At 68.8% G+C, this 15,746-nt stretch carries 12 protein-coding genes; 9 read left to right on the forward strand and 3 right to left on the reverse strand.

Features of this window, described 5'->3' with window-relative positions; translation table 11 throughout:
- The first annotated feature begins 43 nt into the window (after positions 1-43).
- The 5 genes from rplK (at position 44) to ACZK5D_RS01940 (ending at position 3,870) form a co-directional block, all read left to right on the forward strand.
- On the forward strand, positions 44-472 hold the full coding sequence (gene rplK / locus ACZK5D_RS01920) for a 50S ribosomal protein L11 (protein WP_458994546.1): 429 nt from the start codon (positions 44-46) through the stop codon (positions 470-472).
- A 91-nt stretch (positions 473-563) separates the two neighbouring features.
- Entirely contained in the window at positions 564-1,265 is a 702-nt protein-coding gene (rplA, locus tag ACZK5D_RS01925; RefSeq protein ID WP_458994545.1) for a 50S ribosomal protein L1, read from the forward strand.
- An 80-nt stretch (positions 1,266-1,345) separates the two neighbouring features.
- The gene (locus ACZK5D_RS01930) at positions 1,346-2,101 is read left to right on the forward strand and encodes an enoyl-CoA hydratase/isomerase family protein (RefSeq protein WP_463664052.1); all 756 of its coding nucleotides are present in this window, start codon (positions 1,346-1,348) and stop codon (positions 2,099-2,101) included.
- 99 nt (positions 2,102-2,200) lie between these two features.
- Positions 2,201-2,992 (forward strand): histidine phosphatase family protein, encoded by a 792-nt coding sequence (locus ACZK5D_RS01935; RefSeq protein ID WP_463664053.1) that lies wholly within the window; start codon positions 2,201-2,203, stop codon positions 2,990-2,992.
- Positions 2,989-3,870, forward strand: coding sequence for an NAD(P)H-hydrate dehydratase (locus tag ACZK5D_RS01940; RefSeq protein ID WP_463664054.1), 882 nt, complete (start codon positions 2,989-2,991; stop codon positions 3,868-3,870). The genes ACZK5D_RS01935 and ACZK5D_RS01940 overlap by 4 nt, the downstream gene beginning before the upstream one ends.
- A gap of 7 nt (positions 3,871-3,877) precedes the next feature.
- Here the strand turns inward: ACZK5D_RS01940 and ACZK5D_RS01945 are convergent, their stop codons facing one another.
- From ACZK5D_RS01945 to ACZK5D_RS01955, 3 genes are read right to left on the reverse strand one after another with little or no spacing between them, the layout of a single operon-like run.
- On the reverse strand, positions 3,878-4,630 hold the full coding sequence (locus tag ACZK5D_RS01945; RefSeq protein ID WP_463664189.1) for an amino acid ABC transporter ATP-binding protein: 753 nt from the start codon (positions 4,628-4,630) through the stop codon (positions 3,878-3,880).
- 5 nt (positions 4,631-4,635) lie between these two features.
- The gene (locus tag ACZK5D_RS01950) at positions 4,636-5,586 is read right to left on the reverse strand and encodes an amino acid ABC transporter permease (protein WP_463664055.1); all 951 of its coding nucleotides are present in this window, start codon (positions 5,584-5,586) and stop codon (positions 4,636-4,638) included.
- 1 nt (position 5,587) lies between these two features.
- Entirely contained in the window at positions 5,588-6,523 is a 936-nt protein-coding gene (locus ACZK5D_RS01955) for an ABC transporter substrate-binding protein (RefSeq protein WP_458994541.1), read from the reverse strand.
- A gap of 286 nt (positions 6,524-6,809) precedes the next feature.
- Here ACZK5D_RS01955 and rplJ point away from each other — a divergent pair, with 286 nt between their 5' ends.
- The 4 genes from rplJ (at position 6,810) to rpoC (ending at position 15,707) form a co-directional block, all read left to right on the forward strand.
- On the forward strand, positions 6,810-7,427 hold the full coding sequence (gene rplJ, locus ACZK5D_RS01960; protein ID WP_458994540.1) for a 50S ribosomal protein L10: 618 nt from the start codon (positions 6,810-6,812) through the stop codon (positions 7,425-7,427).
- 54 nt (positions 7,428-7,481) lie between these two features.
- Complete coding sequence (gene rplL, locus ACZK5D_RS01965) at positions 7,482-7,877, forward strand: 50S ribosomal protein L7/L12 (protein ID WP_458994539.1); 396 nt, start codon at positions 7,482-7,484, stop codon at positions 7,875-7,877.
- Between the two features lie 311 nt (positions 7,878-8,188).
- Positions 8,189-11,662 (forward strand): DNA-directed RNA polymerase subunit beta, encoded by a 3,474-nt coding sequence (rpoB, locus tag ACZK5D_RS01970; protein ID WP_458994538.1) that lies wholly within the window; start codon positions 8,189-8,191, stop codon positions 11,660-11,662.
- Between the two features lie 106 nt (positions 11,663-11,768).
- Entirely contained in the window at positions 11,769-15,707 is a 3,939-nt protein-coding gene (rpoC, locus tag ACZK5D_RS01975; protein WP_463664056.1) for a DNA-directed RNA polymerase subunit beta', read from the forward strand.
- Positions 15,708-15,746 lie beyond the last annotated feature (39 nt).

A 15,746-nucleotide genomic window follows, 5' to 3' on the forward strand; every position in this document is an offset into this window, starting at 1 on the left:
GCCCGCTAGCGGGCACTTCCATCCACACAGGTAAAGGACCCCCATGCCTCCCAAGAAGAAGGTAGCGGCCCTCGTCAAGGTCGCCCTCAACGCCGGCTCCGCCACCCCGGCGCCGCCGGTCGGTACCGCCCTCGGTCCGCACGGCGTCAACATCATGGAGTTCGTGAAGGCGTACAACGCCGCCACGGAGTCCCAGCGCGGCAACGTCATCCCCGTCGAGATCACGATCTACGAGGACCGCACGTTCACCTTCATCACGAAGACGCCGCCCGCGGCCGAGCTGATCAAGAAGGCCGCCGGCATCAAGAGCGGTTCCGCGAACCCGCTGACCACCAAGGTGGCGAAGCTCACCAAGGACCAGGTCCGCGAGATCGCCACCACCAAGCTGCCGGACCTCAACGCCAACGACGTCGAGGCCGCCATGAAGATCGTGGAAGGCACCGCCCGCTCCATGGGCGTCACCGTCGACTGATCCACCCCCCAATCACCCTGGCAGGGGAGTGCTCCCCACACCAGAACTGGTCGACCGGACCCACGAGGCCGGCGGAATCAAAGGAACCAGCATGAAGCACAGCAAGGCTTACCGCGGCGCCGCGGAGAAGCGCGACGAGTCGCAGGCATACAGCCCCGAGGAGGCCCTCCGCCTCATCAAGGAGATGGCGTCGGCCAAGTTCGACGAGACCATCGACGTCGCCGTCCGCCTGGGCGTCGACCCCCGTAAGGCAGACCAGATGGTCCGCGGCACGGTCAACCTTCCGCACGGTACTGGCAAGACGGCCCGGGTCCTCGTCTTCGCCGCCGGTGACAAGGCTGACGCCGCGCGCGCCGCTGGTGCCGACGAGGTCGGCACCGACGAGCTGATCGAGAAGGTGGCCGGCGGCTACCTGGACTTCGACGCCGTCGTCGCCACCCCTGACCTCATGGGCAAGGTCGGCCGGCTCGGCCGCGTCCTCGGCCCCCGCGGCCTGATGCCGAACCCGAAGACCGGCACCGTCACCATGGACGTGGCCAAGGCCGTCTCCGACATCAAGGGCGGCAAGATCGAGTTCCGCGTGGACCGTCACGCCAACCTGCAGTTCCTGATCGGCAAGAAGTCCTTCACCGATCAGCAGCTCATCGAGAACTACTTCGCCGTGCTGGACGAGGTCCTCCGCCTCAAGCCCTCCGCGTCGAAGGGCCGCTACCTGCGCAAGGTCGCCGTCTCGGCCACCATGAGCCCCAGCGTCCTCGTCGACATCACCGCGACGAAGCCCGCCGAGGCCTGAGCCTCGCCAGCACCCCACATCGGGGCGGACACCTCCGGGTGCCCGCCCCGATGCGCATTCCGCGGTGACAGGATGGGCCCATGGCCACCGTCGACCTCCACCGCCAGGGCAGCATCGCCGTCATCACCCTGAACAACACCGGCAAGCGCAACGCGATGACCGACGACATGTGGCGCCGGATACCGACGCTCATGCGGGAGCTGGACGCGGACCCCGAGGTGACGGCCGTCGTCCTGACGGGGGCGGGGGCCACATTCTGCGCCGGGTCGGACATCGGCGGCCTGGACGAGCTGCATCACGCCGAGGGTCCCGTCAACGCCGAGCTGGCCCTCGCGAGGAGCCCGAAGCCGGTCATCGCGGCGATCGAGGGGGCCTGCTACGGCGGGGGACTCGAGCTCGCCGTGGGGTGTGACCTCAGGGTCGCGGGGGACACCGCCACGTTCTCGGTGCCGCCGGCGACCCTTGGGATCGTCTACCCCGTCTCCGCGACGCAGCGGATGATCAACCTCATGGGTCCCGCCGTCACCAAGGAGATGCTGTTCACCGCCGCCCGCCTGGATGCCCGCCGCGCGCTCGGCGTGGGCCTCGTCAACGATGTGGTGGAGGCCGGCCGGGCCCTCGAGACGGCCATCGCCATGGGCGAGGTCATGGCTGGGCTCTCACAGCTGACCCTGCGGGCCTCCAAGGAGATCGTCGACGCTCTGGTCGGACGCGACCTCGACGCCGAGACCGCGATCTCGTGGGTGCAGCGCGCCAACTCCGGCCCCGACCTCCCCGAAGGGATGGCGGCCTTCCGAGAGCGCCGGCCGCCCAGGTTCACCTGGCGCCCCGAGTGAGTCACCCCTGCCGGCCGACCCCCCTCGCGGGTGACCGCGTTGACCAGCACGTCCCCGGACCCCGCCGTAGGGTGGAGTTCCACGGATGAAGGGAGCGCCATGTCGACGGTCGCCACTGAGGGGACACCGGCCGGACCGGCGGAGATCGTGCTGGTCAGGCACGGGCAGAGCCTCGGCAACGTGGCTGACCACGCGGCGATGGCCGCGAAGGCCCACCGGCTCGACCTCCCCACTACCGACGAGCTGATCGACCTGTCCGACGAGGGACGCCGCCAGGCCGGGGCGCTGGGGCAGCACCTCGCCGCGACACCGTCAGCCGAGCGGCCCACCGTCGTCATCAGCTCGCCGTACCGGCGGGCAGTGGCCACGGCGGAGATCGCCCTGGCCCACCTCGGCGTGGAGGTGCTCCTCGACGAGCGCCTACGCGAGCGCGAGCTGGGCATCTTCGACGGCGTCACCTGGTACGGCATCCAGGCCGACCATCCGGAGGAGTCGGAGCGGCGGGCGCGCGTGGGCAAGTTCTACTACCGCCCGCCCGGCGGGGAGTCCTGGGCGGACGTCATCCTCCGCATCCGGAGCCTGCTGGTGGAGCTCCAGGCCCGCTTCCCAGGAGAGCGGGTGTGGATGTTCAGCCACGAGGCCGTGATCCTGGCCTTCCGCTACGTCCTCGAGGGGCTGGACGCGGCCCGCGTCGTCGCGCTGCAGAAGGAGGAGCCGGTCGCGAACTGCTCCATGACCAGGTACCGCGACCACGACGGCGCCCTCACGCTGGTGGCCCGCGACGACGTCAGCGCGCTCCTGGGCAGCGGCGGCGCCCACGTCACCCGGGAGCCGGGCCACGCCCGAGACCGCGCCGACGAGGACCCGTCGTCGCCTGGGCGCCGGGCATGAGCGCCGGCGGCGCAGAGGTCGTCGTGACCGCCGCCGTGCTGCGCGACTGGCCGCTGCCGACCTCGGCGGGCGACAAGGACTCGCGCGGCCGCGCGCTGATCGTGGGAGGCAGCGTGCCCAACCCCGGCGGGGTGCTGCTGTCGGCCAGGGCCGCCATGCGCGCCGGGGCGGGAAAGACCCAGCTGGTGGTGCCGGAGGCGGTGGCCGTCGCGCTCGCGGTGGCCATGCCCGAGTCGCTGGTGCGCGGCGCGCGGTGCACCCGCGAGGGGAACCTCACGGCGGACGCGGCGGCCGCCGCCGACGACTTCGCCGACGGCGCAGACGCCACGCTCCTCGGCCCCGGGATGCTGGACGTGGCCTCCGCCGTCGAGGTGGTGGGCGCGGTCGCGCCGCTGCTGAGCGGGCCGGTGGTGCTGGACGCGCTCGCGCTCGCGTGGCTGACAGAGGACCTGACGCGCGGGCACCGGTTCGACTCGTTGGTCCTGTCGCCGAACCTGAGCGAGCTCGCGCTCACCCTCGGCGAGGACGAGGAGGAGGTGGCCGGAGACCCGGCGTCGGCGGTGCTGAGGCTGGCGCGGGCCACCGGGGCGGTGGTCAGCTCGGGCTCCACCAGCACGTTCATCGGCACGCCCGACGGGCGGCTGTGGCGCTCGGACGAGGGCAACGCCGGCCTCGGCGTGGCGGGGTCGGGGGACGTCAAGGCGGGCATCACCGTCGGCCTGTGTGCGAGGGGCGCGGATCCCGCCCAGGCCGCGGTGTGGGCCGCGCACCTGCACGGCGCCATCGGCGGGCGCCTGGCATCCCGCTTCGGCCCCACCGGCTACCTTGCCGGGGAGCTGCCCGCGGAGATCCCCCAGGCGCTGCTCGAGATCGGCTGAGGGCCGGTCAGAGGACCTTGGCGAAGAAGTCCCTGGTGCGCGGCTGCTGGGCGTTGTCGATGACCTCTTCAGGGGTGCCGCGTTCAACGATCACGCCCTCGTCCATGAAGACCACCTGGTCTGCCACCTCGCGGGCGAACCCCACCTCGTGCGTGACCACGATCATGGTCATGCCGCTGGCCGCCAGGGACTTCATGACGGCCAGCACCTCGCCGACCAGCTCGGGGTCGAGCGCGGAGGTGGGTTCGTCGAAGAGCATGAGCTCGGGCTCCATGGCCAGCGCCCGGGCGATGGCGACCCGCTGCTGCTGCCCGCCGGAGAGCTGCGCCGGGTAGTGGTCCGCCCGGTCCGACAGGCCCACCCGCTCGAGCTGCTCGCGGGCGAGGCGCTCCGCCTCCGCGCGCGGCACCCGGCGCACCTGGCGCGGGGCCTCCATCACGTTCTCGAGGGCGGTCATGTGCGGGAACAGGTTGAAGCGCTGGAACACCATGCCGACGCGGGCCCGCTGCGCGGCGATCTCCTTGTCGCTCAGCCGGTGGAGCCGGCCGCCGACCTCGCGCAGGCCCATCAGCTCGCCGTCGACGTACATCCGGCCGGCGCTGATCTGCTCCAGTTCGTTGATGCAGCGGATCAGCGTGGACTTGCCCGAGCCCGAGGGCCCGAGGATCACGCACACCTCGCCGCGCGCGACGGTGAGGTCCACGCCCTTGAGCACGTGCAGTTCGCCGAAGAGCTTGTGGACCGCCTGCGCGTCGACCATCGCCGTCACGGGGTCACCTCCAGGTTGGGGTCGGCGTGGACGGTGCCGGAGGCGAGGATGGCCTGCTGGCGCCGGGACATGGCCTTGGCGGGCTTCGCGCGGCCGGTGGTGTCGGTGTCGAACCCGCGGCCGTAGTACGCCTCCAGGTAGGACTGGCCCACCATGAGGACCGAGGTGATCACCAGGTAGTAGATGGCGGCCACGATGAGCAGGGGCACGGGCAGGAAGTTCTGGTTGCCGATGGCGTTGGTGACGAACGTCAGCTCGAGGCTGAACGGGACGGCCAGCACCAGCGACGTGGTCTTGAGCATCGAGATGGTCTCGTTGCCGGTGGGCGGCACGATGACGCGCATCGCCTGGGGGATGATGATCCGGCGCAGCGTGGTCGAGCGCTTCATGCCCAGGGCGGTCGAGGCCTCCCACTGACCCTTGTCGACGGAGTTCAGGCCCGAGCGGACGATCTCCGAGAGGTAGGCACCCTCGTTCAGGCCCAGGCCGAGCACCGCGGCCACGCCGGCGTTGATGACGTCCTGCGTCGTGAACTGGAAGAACTCCGGCCCGAACGGGATGCCCAGGCTGAGCCTGGGGTAGAGGACGGGGAGCAGCCCCCAGAAGACGAGCTGGGTGTAGACGGGGGTGCCGCGGAAGAACCAGATGTAGGCCCACGCCACCCCGCGCAGGATGGGATTGGTGCCCATCCGCATGATGGCCGTGGTGACGGCCAGCGTGATGCCCAGCGCCATGGCGCCGACGGTGAGCAGCAGGGTCCAGCCCAGGCCGGAGACGATCCTCGGGTCCAGCAGGTGCTGACCGACCACGTCCCAGCGGTAGTTGGGGTTGGTCAGCAGGCCATGCACCAGCATGGCCACGAGCAGCAGGACCACGCCCGACCAGATCCACAGGCTGGGCCTGCGGACCGGGCGGGCGTGGATCAGCTCCGGCGTGGGCTGCCGCATGTCAGGCCTGCGGGTGGATCTCGGCGGTGTCGAGCGCGGCGTCGGTGACGCCCCAGCTGTCCAGGATGGCCGGCCACGTGCCGTCGTCCATGAGATGCTGCACGGCCTGCTGGATGGCCGCGGCAAGCTCGGTGTCGTCCTGCGCCACGACGATGCCCTGCGGGGCCGCGTCGCGGACCCCGCCCACCACCTCGAGCTGATCGCCGGTCAGCGCCACGGCGTAGGAGGCCACAGTGGAGTCGGCGTAGAACGCCGCGACCTTGCCGCCCACGAGGTTGGTGGTCACGTCGGACTGCTTGGCGTAGGGGAGGATCTCGATCGGCTCCTGCCCGTCGGCCTCGCAGGCCTCGGTGAAGGTGGCGAGCTCCTCCTCCTGCCAGGTGCCCGTCTGGACGCCGATGGTCTTGCCGCACAGCGCCTCGGGGTCGAACCCGTCGGGGTTGCCGGCCTTGACCGCGAAGCTGGAGCCCACGGTGATGTAGGAGATCATCGTGAAGTTGGCCGTGCGCTCGTCGGTGATGGTGAACGACGAGATACCGATGTCGTACTTGGTGCCGATGCCCGGCAGCAGCGACGCGAACTCGCCGTCGACCACCTCGGTCTCGACGCCCAGCACCTTGCCGATGGCCTTGCCGAGGTCGACGTCGTAGCCGATGGCGGTGGTGAGGTCCTCGGCGCGGAACTCGGCCGGAGCGTAGTCGATGGCGGCGCCGATGGTCAGCGTCCCCTTGTCCGCGATGGCCTGGGGGAGCAGGGCGGCGATGTCGTCCACCTTGGCCACGCCGGAGACGTCGAAGCTGCGGTCCGAGCCGGCCGCCTCTCCGGATGCGGACGGGGTGGTGGCCGAGGCGCTGCAGGCGCTGACGGCGAGGGTGGCCAGCAGGCCGGCGGCGAGGATGCGACGCATGAGGGTCCTCTCGAGAATGCGTGTCTTCAAGGAGCACAGGTTAATGCACCCGCCACGGCGGCCCGCGATCGCCCTGCCTCCGGGACCGCCGATTTGGGGTCCGGTTCCGGGGTGGGTATAGTCAGCCGAGCCGAAGACCGCAGGTGGCACCAGCCATAAACGCCGCAAGGCACCCGCGCAGGTGAACGTGATCAGCCTCCCATGTCCCATGGGTCGCCCCGCGCCGCCGGCGTCGGGGCGTTTTTTGCGTCAGCGAGATTCGGTCCTCTCCCGTCCACCCGGGCGGCGCGAGGATGTTAGACCGGAAGGAGACCACATGGCGAAGCCGGACAAGGCTGCCAAGGTCGCAGAGCTCGCTGACCAGTTCAGCAACTCCGCGGCGGCAGTGCTGACCGAGTACCGCGGTCTCACCGTCAAGGATCTGAAGACCCTTCGTCGATCCCTCGGTGAGAACGCCAGCTACGCCGTTGCGAAGAACACCCTTGCGGCGATCGCGGCCAAGGAAGCCGGCATCGAGGGGATCGAAGATACCCTCACCGGACCCACGGCCATCGCGTTCGTCACAGGTGATGTCGCTGCCGCCACCAAGGGGCTGCGTGACTTCGCAAAGGCGCATCCGTCTCTGGCAATCAAGGGTGGTGTGCTCGAGGGCAAGTTCCTCGACGCCCAGGCCGTGCTGAAGCTCGCGGACCTCGAGTCCCGCGAGGTCCTGCTGGCCAAGATGGCCGGCGCTCTGCAGGCCAACCTGGCCAAGGCCGCATACATGCTGGCCGCCCCGCTGTCGCAGGGTGCCCGCGTGTTCGGCGCTCTGCAGACCGCTGCCGAGGCCAACCCCTCCCTGATCGGTGGCGCCGGCTCCGCGCCTGCCGCCGAAGCCACGGACGAGACCCCCGCCGCTGAGGCGGCACCCGAAGCAGCAGACGCTGCGGAGTGATCCGTTGCAGCGCCCGCTGCGATCACAAGTCTTTCTACGAAAGGAACGCCCACCATGGCGAAGCTCACCACTGACGAGCTCCTTGACGCCTTCAAGGAGATGACCCTCATCGAGCTCTCTGAGTTCGTGAAGCTGTTCGAGGACACCTTCGGTGTCACCGCTGCGGCTCCCGTTGCGGTTGCCGCCGCTGCTCCCGCTGCCGCGGGCGGCGACGACGCCGGCGCCGACGAGGAGGTCTCCGACAAGGTCGACGTCATCCTGACCTCCGGCGGCGACAAGAAGATCGCCGTCATCAAGGAGGTGCGCGCGCTGACCTCGCTCGGCCTCAAGGAGGCCAAGGACCTCGTCGAGGGCGCCCCCAAGGCCGTCCTGGAGCAGGTCGACAAGGACACCGCGGCCAAGGCCAAGGAGGCCCTCGAGGCCGCCGGCGGCACCGTCGAGTTCAAGTGATCTGACGCGGCTCACGCCACCGCGAACGGCCCGTCCCCGGAAGGGGGCGGGCCGTTCCGCATGCCCGGCCGATCCGTCCCGGGGCCGCCGCTTGCACCGCCGCCCCCGGGCGCTATCATCGTTGGCGAAGCGGTCAGCGTGGATCGCCGTCGAACCGCAGGGCCCGAGTTGAGGCCTGCGGTGGTTGCCGTCCTGTGCCTATTGGTCTATAGTGGTTGTTTGCCCAGCTATGCGTTGCGCCCGTGACTTGACACGGGTCCTTCGTGGTGCACGAAAACACTTGCTTCAAGCGTTCTTGGAAGGACCGAATCTTGGCCGCCTCGCGCTCTGCGTTGAAGAACACCAATGTCGTATCATCCACCGGCCGAATCTCGTTCGCGAAGATTCATGAGCCACTGGAGGTTCCAAACCTCCTGGATCTGCAGATCGATGCCTACAACTGGCTGATCGGAAACGAGACCTGGCAGGCCAAGGTGGCCGAGCAACTGGCCGCCGGACGCACCGATGTCAACACCCGGTCCGGGCTGGAGGAGATCTTCGCGGAGATCTCGCCCATCGAGGACTTCAACGAGACGATGTCGCTGTCGTTCCGTGACCACCGCTTCGAGAGCCCCAAGTGGACCATCGAGGAGTGCAAGGACCGCGACGTCACGTACGCCGCGCCCCTCTTCGTGACCGCCGAGTTCGTCAACAACGACACCGGTGAGATCAAGAGCCAGACCGTCTTCATCGGTGACTTCCCGCTCATGACGGACCGTGGCACCTTCATCATCAACGGCACCGAGCGCGTCGTCGTCTCGCAGCTCGTGCGCTCTCCCGGCGTCTACTTCGAGCAGACCCCGGACAAGACCTCCGACAAGGACATCTTCTCCTGCAAGGTCATCCCGTCGCGCGGCGCGTGGCTGGAGTTCGAGATCGACAAGCGCGACATGGTCTTCGTCCGCCTGGACCGCAAGCGCAAGCAGAACGTCACCGTCCTGCTGAAGGCCCTCGGCTGGTCCGAGGACCGGATCCTCGAGGAGTTCGGCGAGTACGAGTCCATGCGCCTGACGCTGGAGAAGGACTCGGTCAAGACCCAGGACGAGGCTCTGCTGGACATCTACCGCAAGCTGCGCCCGGGCGAACCGCCGGCGCGCGATGCGGCGCAGGCGCTGTTGGACAACTACTACTTCAACCCCAAGCGCTACGACACGGCCAAGGTCGGCCGGTACAAGATCAACAAGAAGCTCGGCCTCGACCTGCCGTTCGACCAGCAGGTCCTCACGATCGACGACATCGCCTCCGCGATCCGCTACATCGTGGCGCTGCACGAGCACCGCGAGATGCTGGGCGACCTCCCCGTCGAGGCCGACGACATCGACCACTTCGGCAACCGTCGCCTCCGCACGGTCGGCGAGCTGATCCAGAACCAGCTCCGCACCGGCCTCGGCCGCATGGAGCGCGTCGTGCGTGACCGCATGACCACGCAGGACATCGAGGCCATCACGCCGCAGACCCTGATCAACATCCGTCCCGTGACGGCTGCGCTCAAGGAGTTCTTCGGCACCTCGCAGCTGTCGCAGTTCATGGACCAGAACAACCCGCTGGCCGGCCTGACGCACAAGCGTCGCCTGTCGGCGCTGGGCCCCGGCGGTCTGTCGCGTGACCGCGCCGGCATGGAGGTCCGTGACGTCCACCCGTCGCACTACGGCCGCATGTGCCCCATCGAGACCCCTGAAGGCCCCAACATCGGCCTCATCGGCTCGCTGGCCTCGTTCGCCCGCGTCAACGCCTTCGGCTTCATCGAGACCCCGTACCGCAAGGTCGTCGATGGTGTCGTCACCGATCAGGTGGACTACCTCACCGCCGACGAGGAGGACCGCTACTCCATCGCGCAGGCCAACGCCGGCGTGGACCAGGGCGGCCGCCTCACCGAGGAGCGCGTCCTCGTGCGCCTCAAGCACGGTGACGTGGACCAGATCCCCGCCACGGACGTCGAGTACATGGACGTGTCGCCCAGGCAGATGGTCTCCATCGCCACGGCACTCATCCCGTTCCTCGAGCACGACGACGCGTCGCGTGCCCTCATGGGCGCCAACATGCAGCGCCAGGCCGTCCCGCTCGTCCGCAACGAGGCACCCATCGTCGGCACCGGCATGGAGTACCGCGCGGCGGTCGACGTCGGCGACGTCACCCTCGCCCGGAAGCCGGGCGTGGTCACCTCGGTGTCGGCGGACATCCTCGAGATCTCCAACGACGACGGCACCTACCAGTCCTACAAGCTGGACAAGTTCGTGCGCTCCAACGCCGGCACCTGCATCAACCAGCGCCCGCTGGTGAAGCCGGGGGAGCGCGTCGAGGTGGGCACCCCGCTCGCCGACGGTCCCTGCACGGACCAGGGCGAGCTGGCCCTCGGCAAGAACCTCCTCGTGGCGTTCATGCCGTGGGAGGGCCTCAACTACGAGGACGCCATCATCCTCTCGCAGCGCATCGTCCAGGACGACGTGCTGACCTCGATCCACATCGAGGAGCACGAGGTGGACGCCCGCGATACGAAGCTGGGCGCCGAGGAGATCACCCGCGAGATCCCCAACGTCTCAGACGAGATGCTGGCGGACCTGGACGAGCGGGGCATCGTGCGCATCGGCGCCGAGGTCTCCGCCGGTGACATCCTCGTGGGCAAGGTCACGCCCAAGGGCGAGACCGAGCTCACGCCCGAGGAGCGCCTCCTGCGCGCCATCTTCGGCGAGAAGGCCCGCGAGGTCCGCGACACGTCCCTCAAGGTGCCCCACGGCGAGTCGGGCACGGTCATCGCCGTGCGCGTCTTCAACCGCGAGGACGACGACGAGCTTCCCCCCGGCGTCAACCAGCTGGTCCGCGTCCACGTGGCGCAGAAGCGCAAGATCTCCGACGGCGACAAGCTCGCCGGCCGCCATGGCAACAAGGGCGTCATCTCGAAGATCCTGCCCGTGGAGGACATGCCGTTCCTCGAGGACGGCACCCCTGTGGACATCGTGCTCAACCCGCTCGGCGTGCCCTCGCGCATGAACGTCGGCCAGGTGCTCGAGAACCACCTCGGCTGGATCGCCAAGACCGGCTGGGACATCTCGGACGTCCAGGAGGGCTGGGCCGAGCGCCTGCGCGAGGTCGGTCTGGGACGCATGGAGGGCAACGCGAAGGTCGCCACCCCCGTCTTCGACGGCGCCAACGAGGCCGAGATCGCCGGGCTGCTGGCCAACTCGCTCACCACACGCGACGGCGACAGGCTCGTCGACGAGGGCGGCAAGGCGTGGCTGTTCGACGGCCGTTCCGGCGAGCCGTACCCGGAGAAGATCGGCGTGGGCTACATGTACATGCTGAAGCTCCACCACCTCGTCGACGACAAGATCCACGCCCGCTCCACCGGCCCGTACTCGATGATCACGCAGCAGCCGCTGGGTGGTAAGGCGCAGTTCGGTGGCCAGCGCTTCGGCGAGATGGAGGTGTGGGCCCTCGAGGCCTACGGCGCCGCCTGGGCACTCCAGGAGCTCCTCACCATCAAGTCCGACGACGTGCCGGGCCGCGTGAAGGTCTACGAGGCCATCGTCAAGGGCGAGAACATCCCCGAGCCGGGCATCCCCGAGTCCTTCAAGGTCCTCGTCAAGGAGATGAAGTCCCTCTGCCTGAACGTGGAGGTGCTCTCCGACGACGGCCGGGTCATCGACCTGCGTGAGTCCGAGGACGACATCCGGTCGGCGGAGGACTTCGGCATCGATCTCGGTCGCCGCCCCGGCAGCGACAACTTCATGGATGTCGGTGAAGTCTGAGCTGTTGCGCTCAGTCACCCCCCGGGCCTGACCGGCCCGGGCCAACAACTCAGACTTTTCATCGAAACAGCGCCTACGCGAGACGCGTAGGGGAAAGAGAAGCAACGTGCTGGACGTGAACTTCTACGACGAGCTGCGGATCGGTCTCGCGAGCGCCGACCAGATCCGCGAGTGGTCGCACGGCGAGGTCAAGAAGCCGGAGACCATCAACTACCGCACGCTCAAGCCCGAGCGCGACGGCCTCTTCTGCGAGAAGATCTTCGGTCCCACCCGGGACTGGGAGTGCTACTGCGGCAAGTACAAGCGGGTGCGCTTCAAGGGCATCATCTGCGAGCGCTGCGGCGTCGAGGTGACCCGCTCCAACGTGCGCCGCGAGCGCATGGGCCACATCGAGCTGGCCGCGCCCGTGACCCACATCTGGTACTTCAAGGGCGTCCCCAGCCGGCTCGGCTACCTCCTCGACATCGCCCCGAAGGACCTCGAGAAGGTCATCTACTTCGCCGCGCACATGATCACCGCCGTCGACGAGGAGGCCCGCCACCGGGACCTCTCCTCGCTGCAGGCCAAGGTGGAGGTGGAGACCAAGCAGGTCGCCACCCGCCGCGACGCCGACATCGAGGCGCGCATGCGCAAGCTCGAGGAGGACCTCGCCAAGCTCGAGGAGGAGGGCGCGAAGGCCGACATCAAGCGCAAGGTCCGCGAGGCGGCCGAGCGTGAGGCCGGCCAGATCCGCACCCGTGCCCAGCGCAACCTGGACCGCATCGACGAGGTGTGGCAGAGGTTCAAGACCCTCAAGGTCCAGGACCTCGAGGGCGACGAGATGCTCTACCGCGAGATGAAGAAGCGCTTCTCGAAGTACTTCGAGGGCTCCATGGGCGCGGAGGCCATCCAGAAGCGCCTGCAGTCCTTCGACCTCAAGGCCGAGTCGGTCAACCTGCGCGAGATCATCGCCACCGGCAAGGGCCAGCGCAAGACGCGCGCGCTCAAGCGGCTCAAGGTGGTCGCGGCGTTCCTGTCCGGCCAGAACCACCCGTCGGCCATGGTGCTCGACGCCGTCCCGGTCATCCCCCCGGACCTGCGCCCCATGGTGCAGCTCGACGGTGGCCGCTTCGCCACGTCGGACCTCAACGACCTGTACCGCCGCGTGATCAACCGCAACAACCGCCTCAAGCGACTGCTTGACCTCGGCGCCCCCGAGATCATCGTCAACAACGAGAAGCGGATGCTGCAGGAGGCCGTGGACTCCCTGTTCGACAACGGCCGCCGCGGCCGCCCCGTCACCGGCCCGGGCAACCGGCCGCTGAAGTCCATCTCGGACATGCTCAAGGGCAAGCAGGGCCGGTTCCGCCAGAACCTGCTCGGCAAGCGCGTCGACTACTCCGGCCGCTCGGTCATCGTGGTGGGCCCGCAGCTGAAGCTGCACCAGTGCGGCCTGCCGAAGGCCATGGCGCTGGAGCTGTTCAAGCCCTTCGTCATGAAGCGCCTCGACGACCTCAACCACGCGCAGAACATCAAGGCGGCCAAGCGGATGGTGGAGCGCCAGCGCCCCGTCGTCTGGGACGTCCTCGAAGAGGTCATCGCCGAGCACCCCGTGCTGCTGAACCGTGCACCCACCCTGCACCGCCTCGGCATTCAGGCCTTCGAGCCGCAGCTGATCGAGGGCAAGGCCATCCAGATCCACCCGCTCGTGTGCACCGCGTTCAACGCGGACTTCGACGGTGACCAGATGGCCGTGCACCTCCCGCTGTCCGCGGAGGCGCAGGCCGAGGCCCGCATCCTGATGCTGTCGACCAACAACATCCTCAAGCCCGCCGACGGCCGCCCGGTGACCATGCCCACGCAGGACATGATCATCGGCCACTACTTCCTGACGCTGCAGCGCCCGGGAGCCGGCGAGGGTAGGAGCTTCTCGTCGCTCGCCGAGGCCATCATGGCGTTCGACCGGGGGGATCTCTCCATCGGCTCGAACATCCGGATCCGGCTCACCGACGTCGTCATCGACGGCCTCGAGCCGCGGGCCGACGGCTCGTTCCTGGTCGAGACCACGCTCGGGCGCGCCCTGTTCAACGAGGCGCTGCCGGAGGACTTCGGCTTCGTCAACACGGTGGTGGGCAAGAAGGTCCTCGGCCAGATCGTCAACGACCTGGCGGAGCGCTACCCGAAGGTCGTGGTCGCCGCGGCGCTGGACAACCTCAAGGACATGGGCTTCAAGTGGGCCTCGCGCTCCGGCGTGACCGTGTCCATCTCGGACGTCCAGACCCCGCCGCAGAAGGCCCAGATCCTCGAGGGTTACGAGGCGCGCGCGTCGAAGATCGACAAGCTCTACGAGCGCGGCACCGTGACCGAGGACGAGCGTCGCCAGGAGCTCATCGCCATCTGGACCGACGCCACGGCCGAACTGACCGAGGCCATGAAGGCGAACTTCACCAAGGACAACCCCATCTTCATGATGGTGGACTCCGGGGCCCGAGGAAACATGACGCAGATGCGTCAGATCGCCGCCATGCGTGGCCTCGTGGCCAACCCGAAGGGCGACATCATCGCCCGGCCCATCAAGTCCAACTTCCGTGAGGGGCTGTCGGTCCTCGAGTACTTCATCTCGACGCACGGTGGCCGAAAGGGCCAGGCGGACACCGCCCTGCGCACGGCGGACTCGGGCTACCTGACCCGTCGTCTCGTGGACGTGTCGCAGGACGTCATCATCCGCGAGGAGGACTGCGGCACCGAGCGCGGCCTGCTCAAGGTGATCGCCACCTGGACGAAGCCCGGCGCCGACGAGACGGGTAAGCCCGTCCGGGTGGCCACGGAGCCGTTCGCCGAGGGCGCCACCGTCGAGATGTCGAACGAGGTGGAGACGGCCGTCTACGCCCGATCCCTCGCGGTCGACGCGGTCGACGCCTCGGGCGCGGTGCTCGTCCAGGCCGGCACCGACCTCGGCGACGCCGAGATCCGCCTGCTCATCGAGGCGGGCGTGACCGAGGTCAAGGTCCGCTCCGTCCTCACCTGTGAGTCGTCGGTGGGCACCTGCGCCATGTGCTACGGCCGCTCGCTGGCCTCCGGCAAGACGGTGGACGTCGGCGAGGCCATCGGCATCGTCGCGGCCCAGTCCATCGGCGAGCCCGGCACGCAGCTGACGATGCGTACCTTCCACACCGGTGGTGTGGCCGGCGACGACATCACCCAGGGTCTGCCGCGAGTCACGGAACTGTTCGAGGCTCGTCAGCCCAAGGGCAAGGCCCCGATCACCGAGGCCGACGGCGTCGTGCGCATCGAGGACGGGGACCGCAGCCGCAAGATCGTCATCGTGCGTGACGACGGCGGCGAGGACCTCGAGTACCCGGTGGCGCGTCGCGCCCGCCTGGAGTTCGAGGACCACCACGGCCACCGGACCCACATCGAGGACGGCGTGCACGTCAGCATCGGTCAGCAGTTGACCGCCGGCCAGGTGGATCCGCAGGACGTCCTGCGGGTCCGCGGCCTCCGCAAGGTGCAGGAGCACCTCGTGGAGGAGGTCCAGCGCGTGTACCGCACGCAGGGCGCGCCGATCCACGACAAGCACATCGAGATCATCATCCGGCAGATGCTGCGTCGCGTGACGGTCATCGACTCCGGGGACACCTCGATGATGCCCGGTGAGCTCGTGGACCGCGCGTCCTACGAGACCGCCAACCGGAAGGCGCTCACCGAGGGCGGCAAGCCCGCGGAGGGTCGCCCCGTTCTCATGGGCATCACCAAGGCCTCGCTGGCCACCGAGTCCTGGCTGTCGGCGGCCTCCTTCCAGGAGACCACCAAGGTGCTGACGGACGCGGCCATCCAGGGCAAGAGCGACACGCTCAAGGGCCTGAAGGAGAACGTCATCCTGGGCAAGCTGATCCCGGCGGGTACCGGTCTGGACCGGTACCGCAACATCCGGGTGGAGCCCACCGAGGAGGCGCGCGCCAGTGCCTACACCATGAGCTACGACCCGTACGACTACTCGTTCGGCTCCGATGTGGTCGGCCCCGCCGTCCCGCTCGACGAGATGGACTTCGGCGAGATCCGCTGAAACATCCCCGCATGAGGAGGGCCCGGGTTCGTTCCGGGC

It is taken from the genome of Tessaracoccus yangjingae (genome assembly GCF_055326235.1).

What these genes read in the sequence shown, in the direction of transcription:
- rplA (WP_458994545.1), top strand. Translation starts at nt 564, where the DNA reads ATGAAGCACAGCAAGGCTTACCGCGGCGCCGCGGAGAAGCGCGACGAG.
- ACZK5D_RS01940 (WP_463664054.1), top strand. Translation starts at nt 2,989, where the DNA reads ATGAGCGCCGGCGGCGCAGAGGTCGTCGTGACCGCCGCCGTGCTGCGC.
- rplK (WP_458994546.1), top strand. Translation starts at nt 44, where the DNA reads ATGCCTCCCAAGAAGAAGGTAGCGGCCCTCGTCAAGGTCGCCCTCAAC.
- rplJ (WP_458994540.1), top strand. Translation starts at nt 6,810, where the DNA reads ATGGCGAAGCCGGACAAGGCTGCCAAGGTCGCAGAGCTCGCTGACCAG.
- ACZK5D_RS01930 (WP_463664052.1), top strand. Translation starts at nt 1,346, where the DNA reads ATGGCCACCGTCGACCTCCACCGCCAGGGCAGCATCGCCGTCATCACC.
- rplL (WP_458994539.1), top strand. Translation starts at nt 7,482, where the DNA reads ATGGCGAAGCTCACCACTGACGAGCTCCTTGACGCCTTCAAGGAGATG.
- ACZK5D_RS01950 (WP_463664055.1), bottom strand. Translation starts at nt 5,586, where the DNA reads ATGCGGCAGCCCACGCCGGAGCTGATCCACGCCCGCCCGGTCCGCAGG.
- ACZK5D_RS01935 (WP_463664053.1), top strand. Translation starts at nt 2,201, where the DNA reads ATGTCGACGGTCGCCACTGAGGGGACACCGGCCGGACCGGCGGAGATC.
- ACZK5D_RS01945 (WP_463664189.1), bottom strand. Translation starts at nt 4,630, where the DNA reads ATGGTCGACGCGCAGGCGGTCCACAAGCTCTTCGGCGAACTGCACGTG.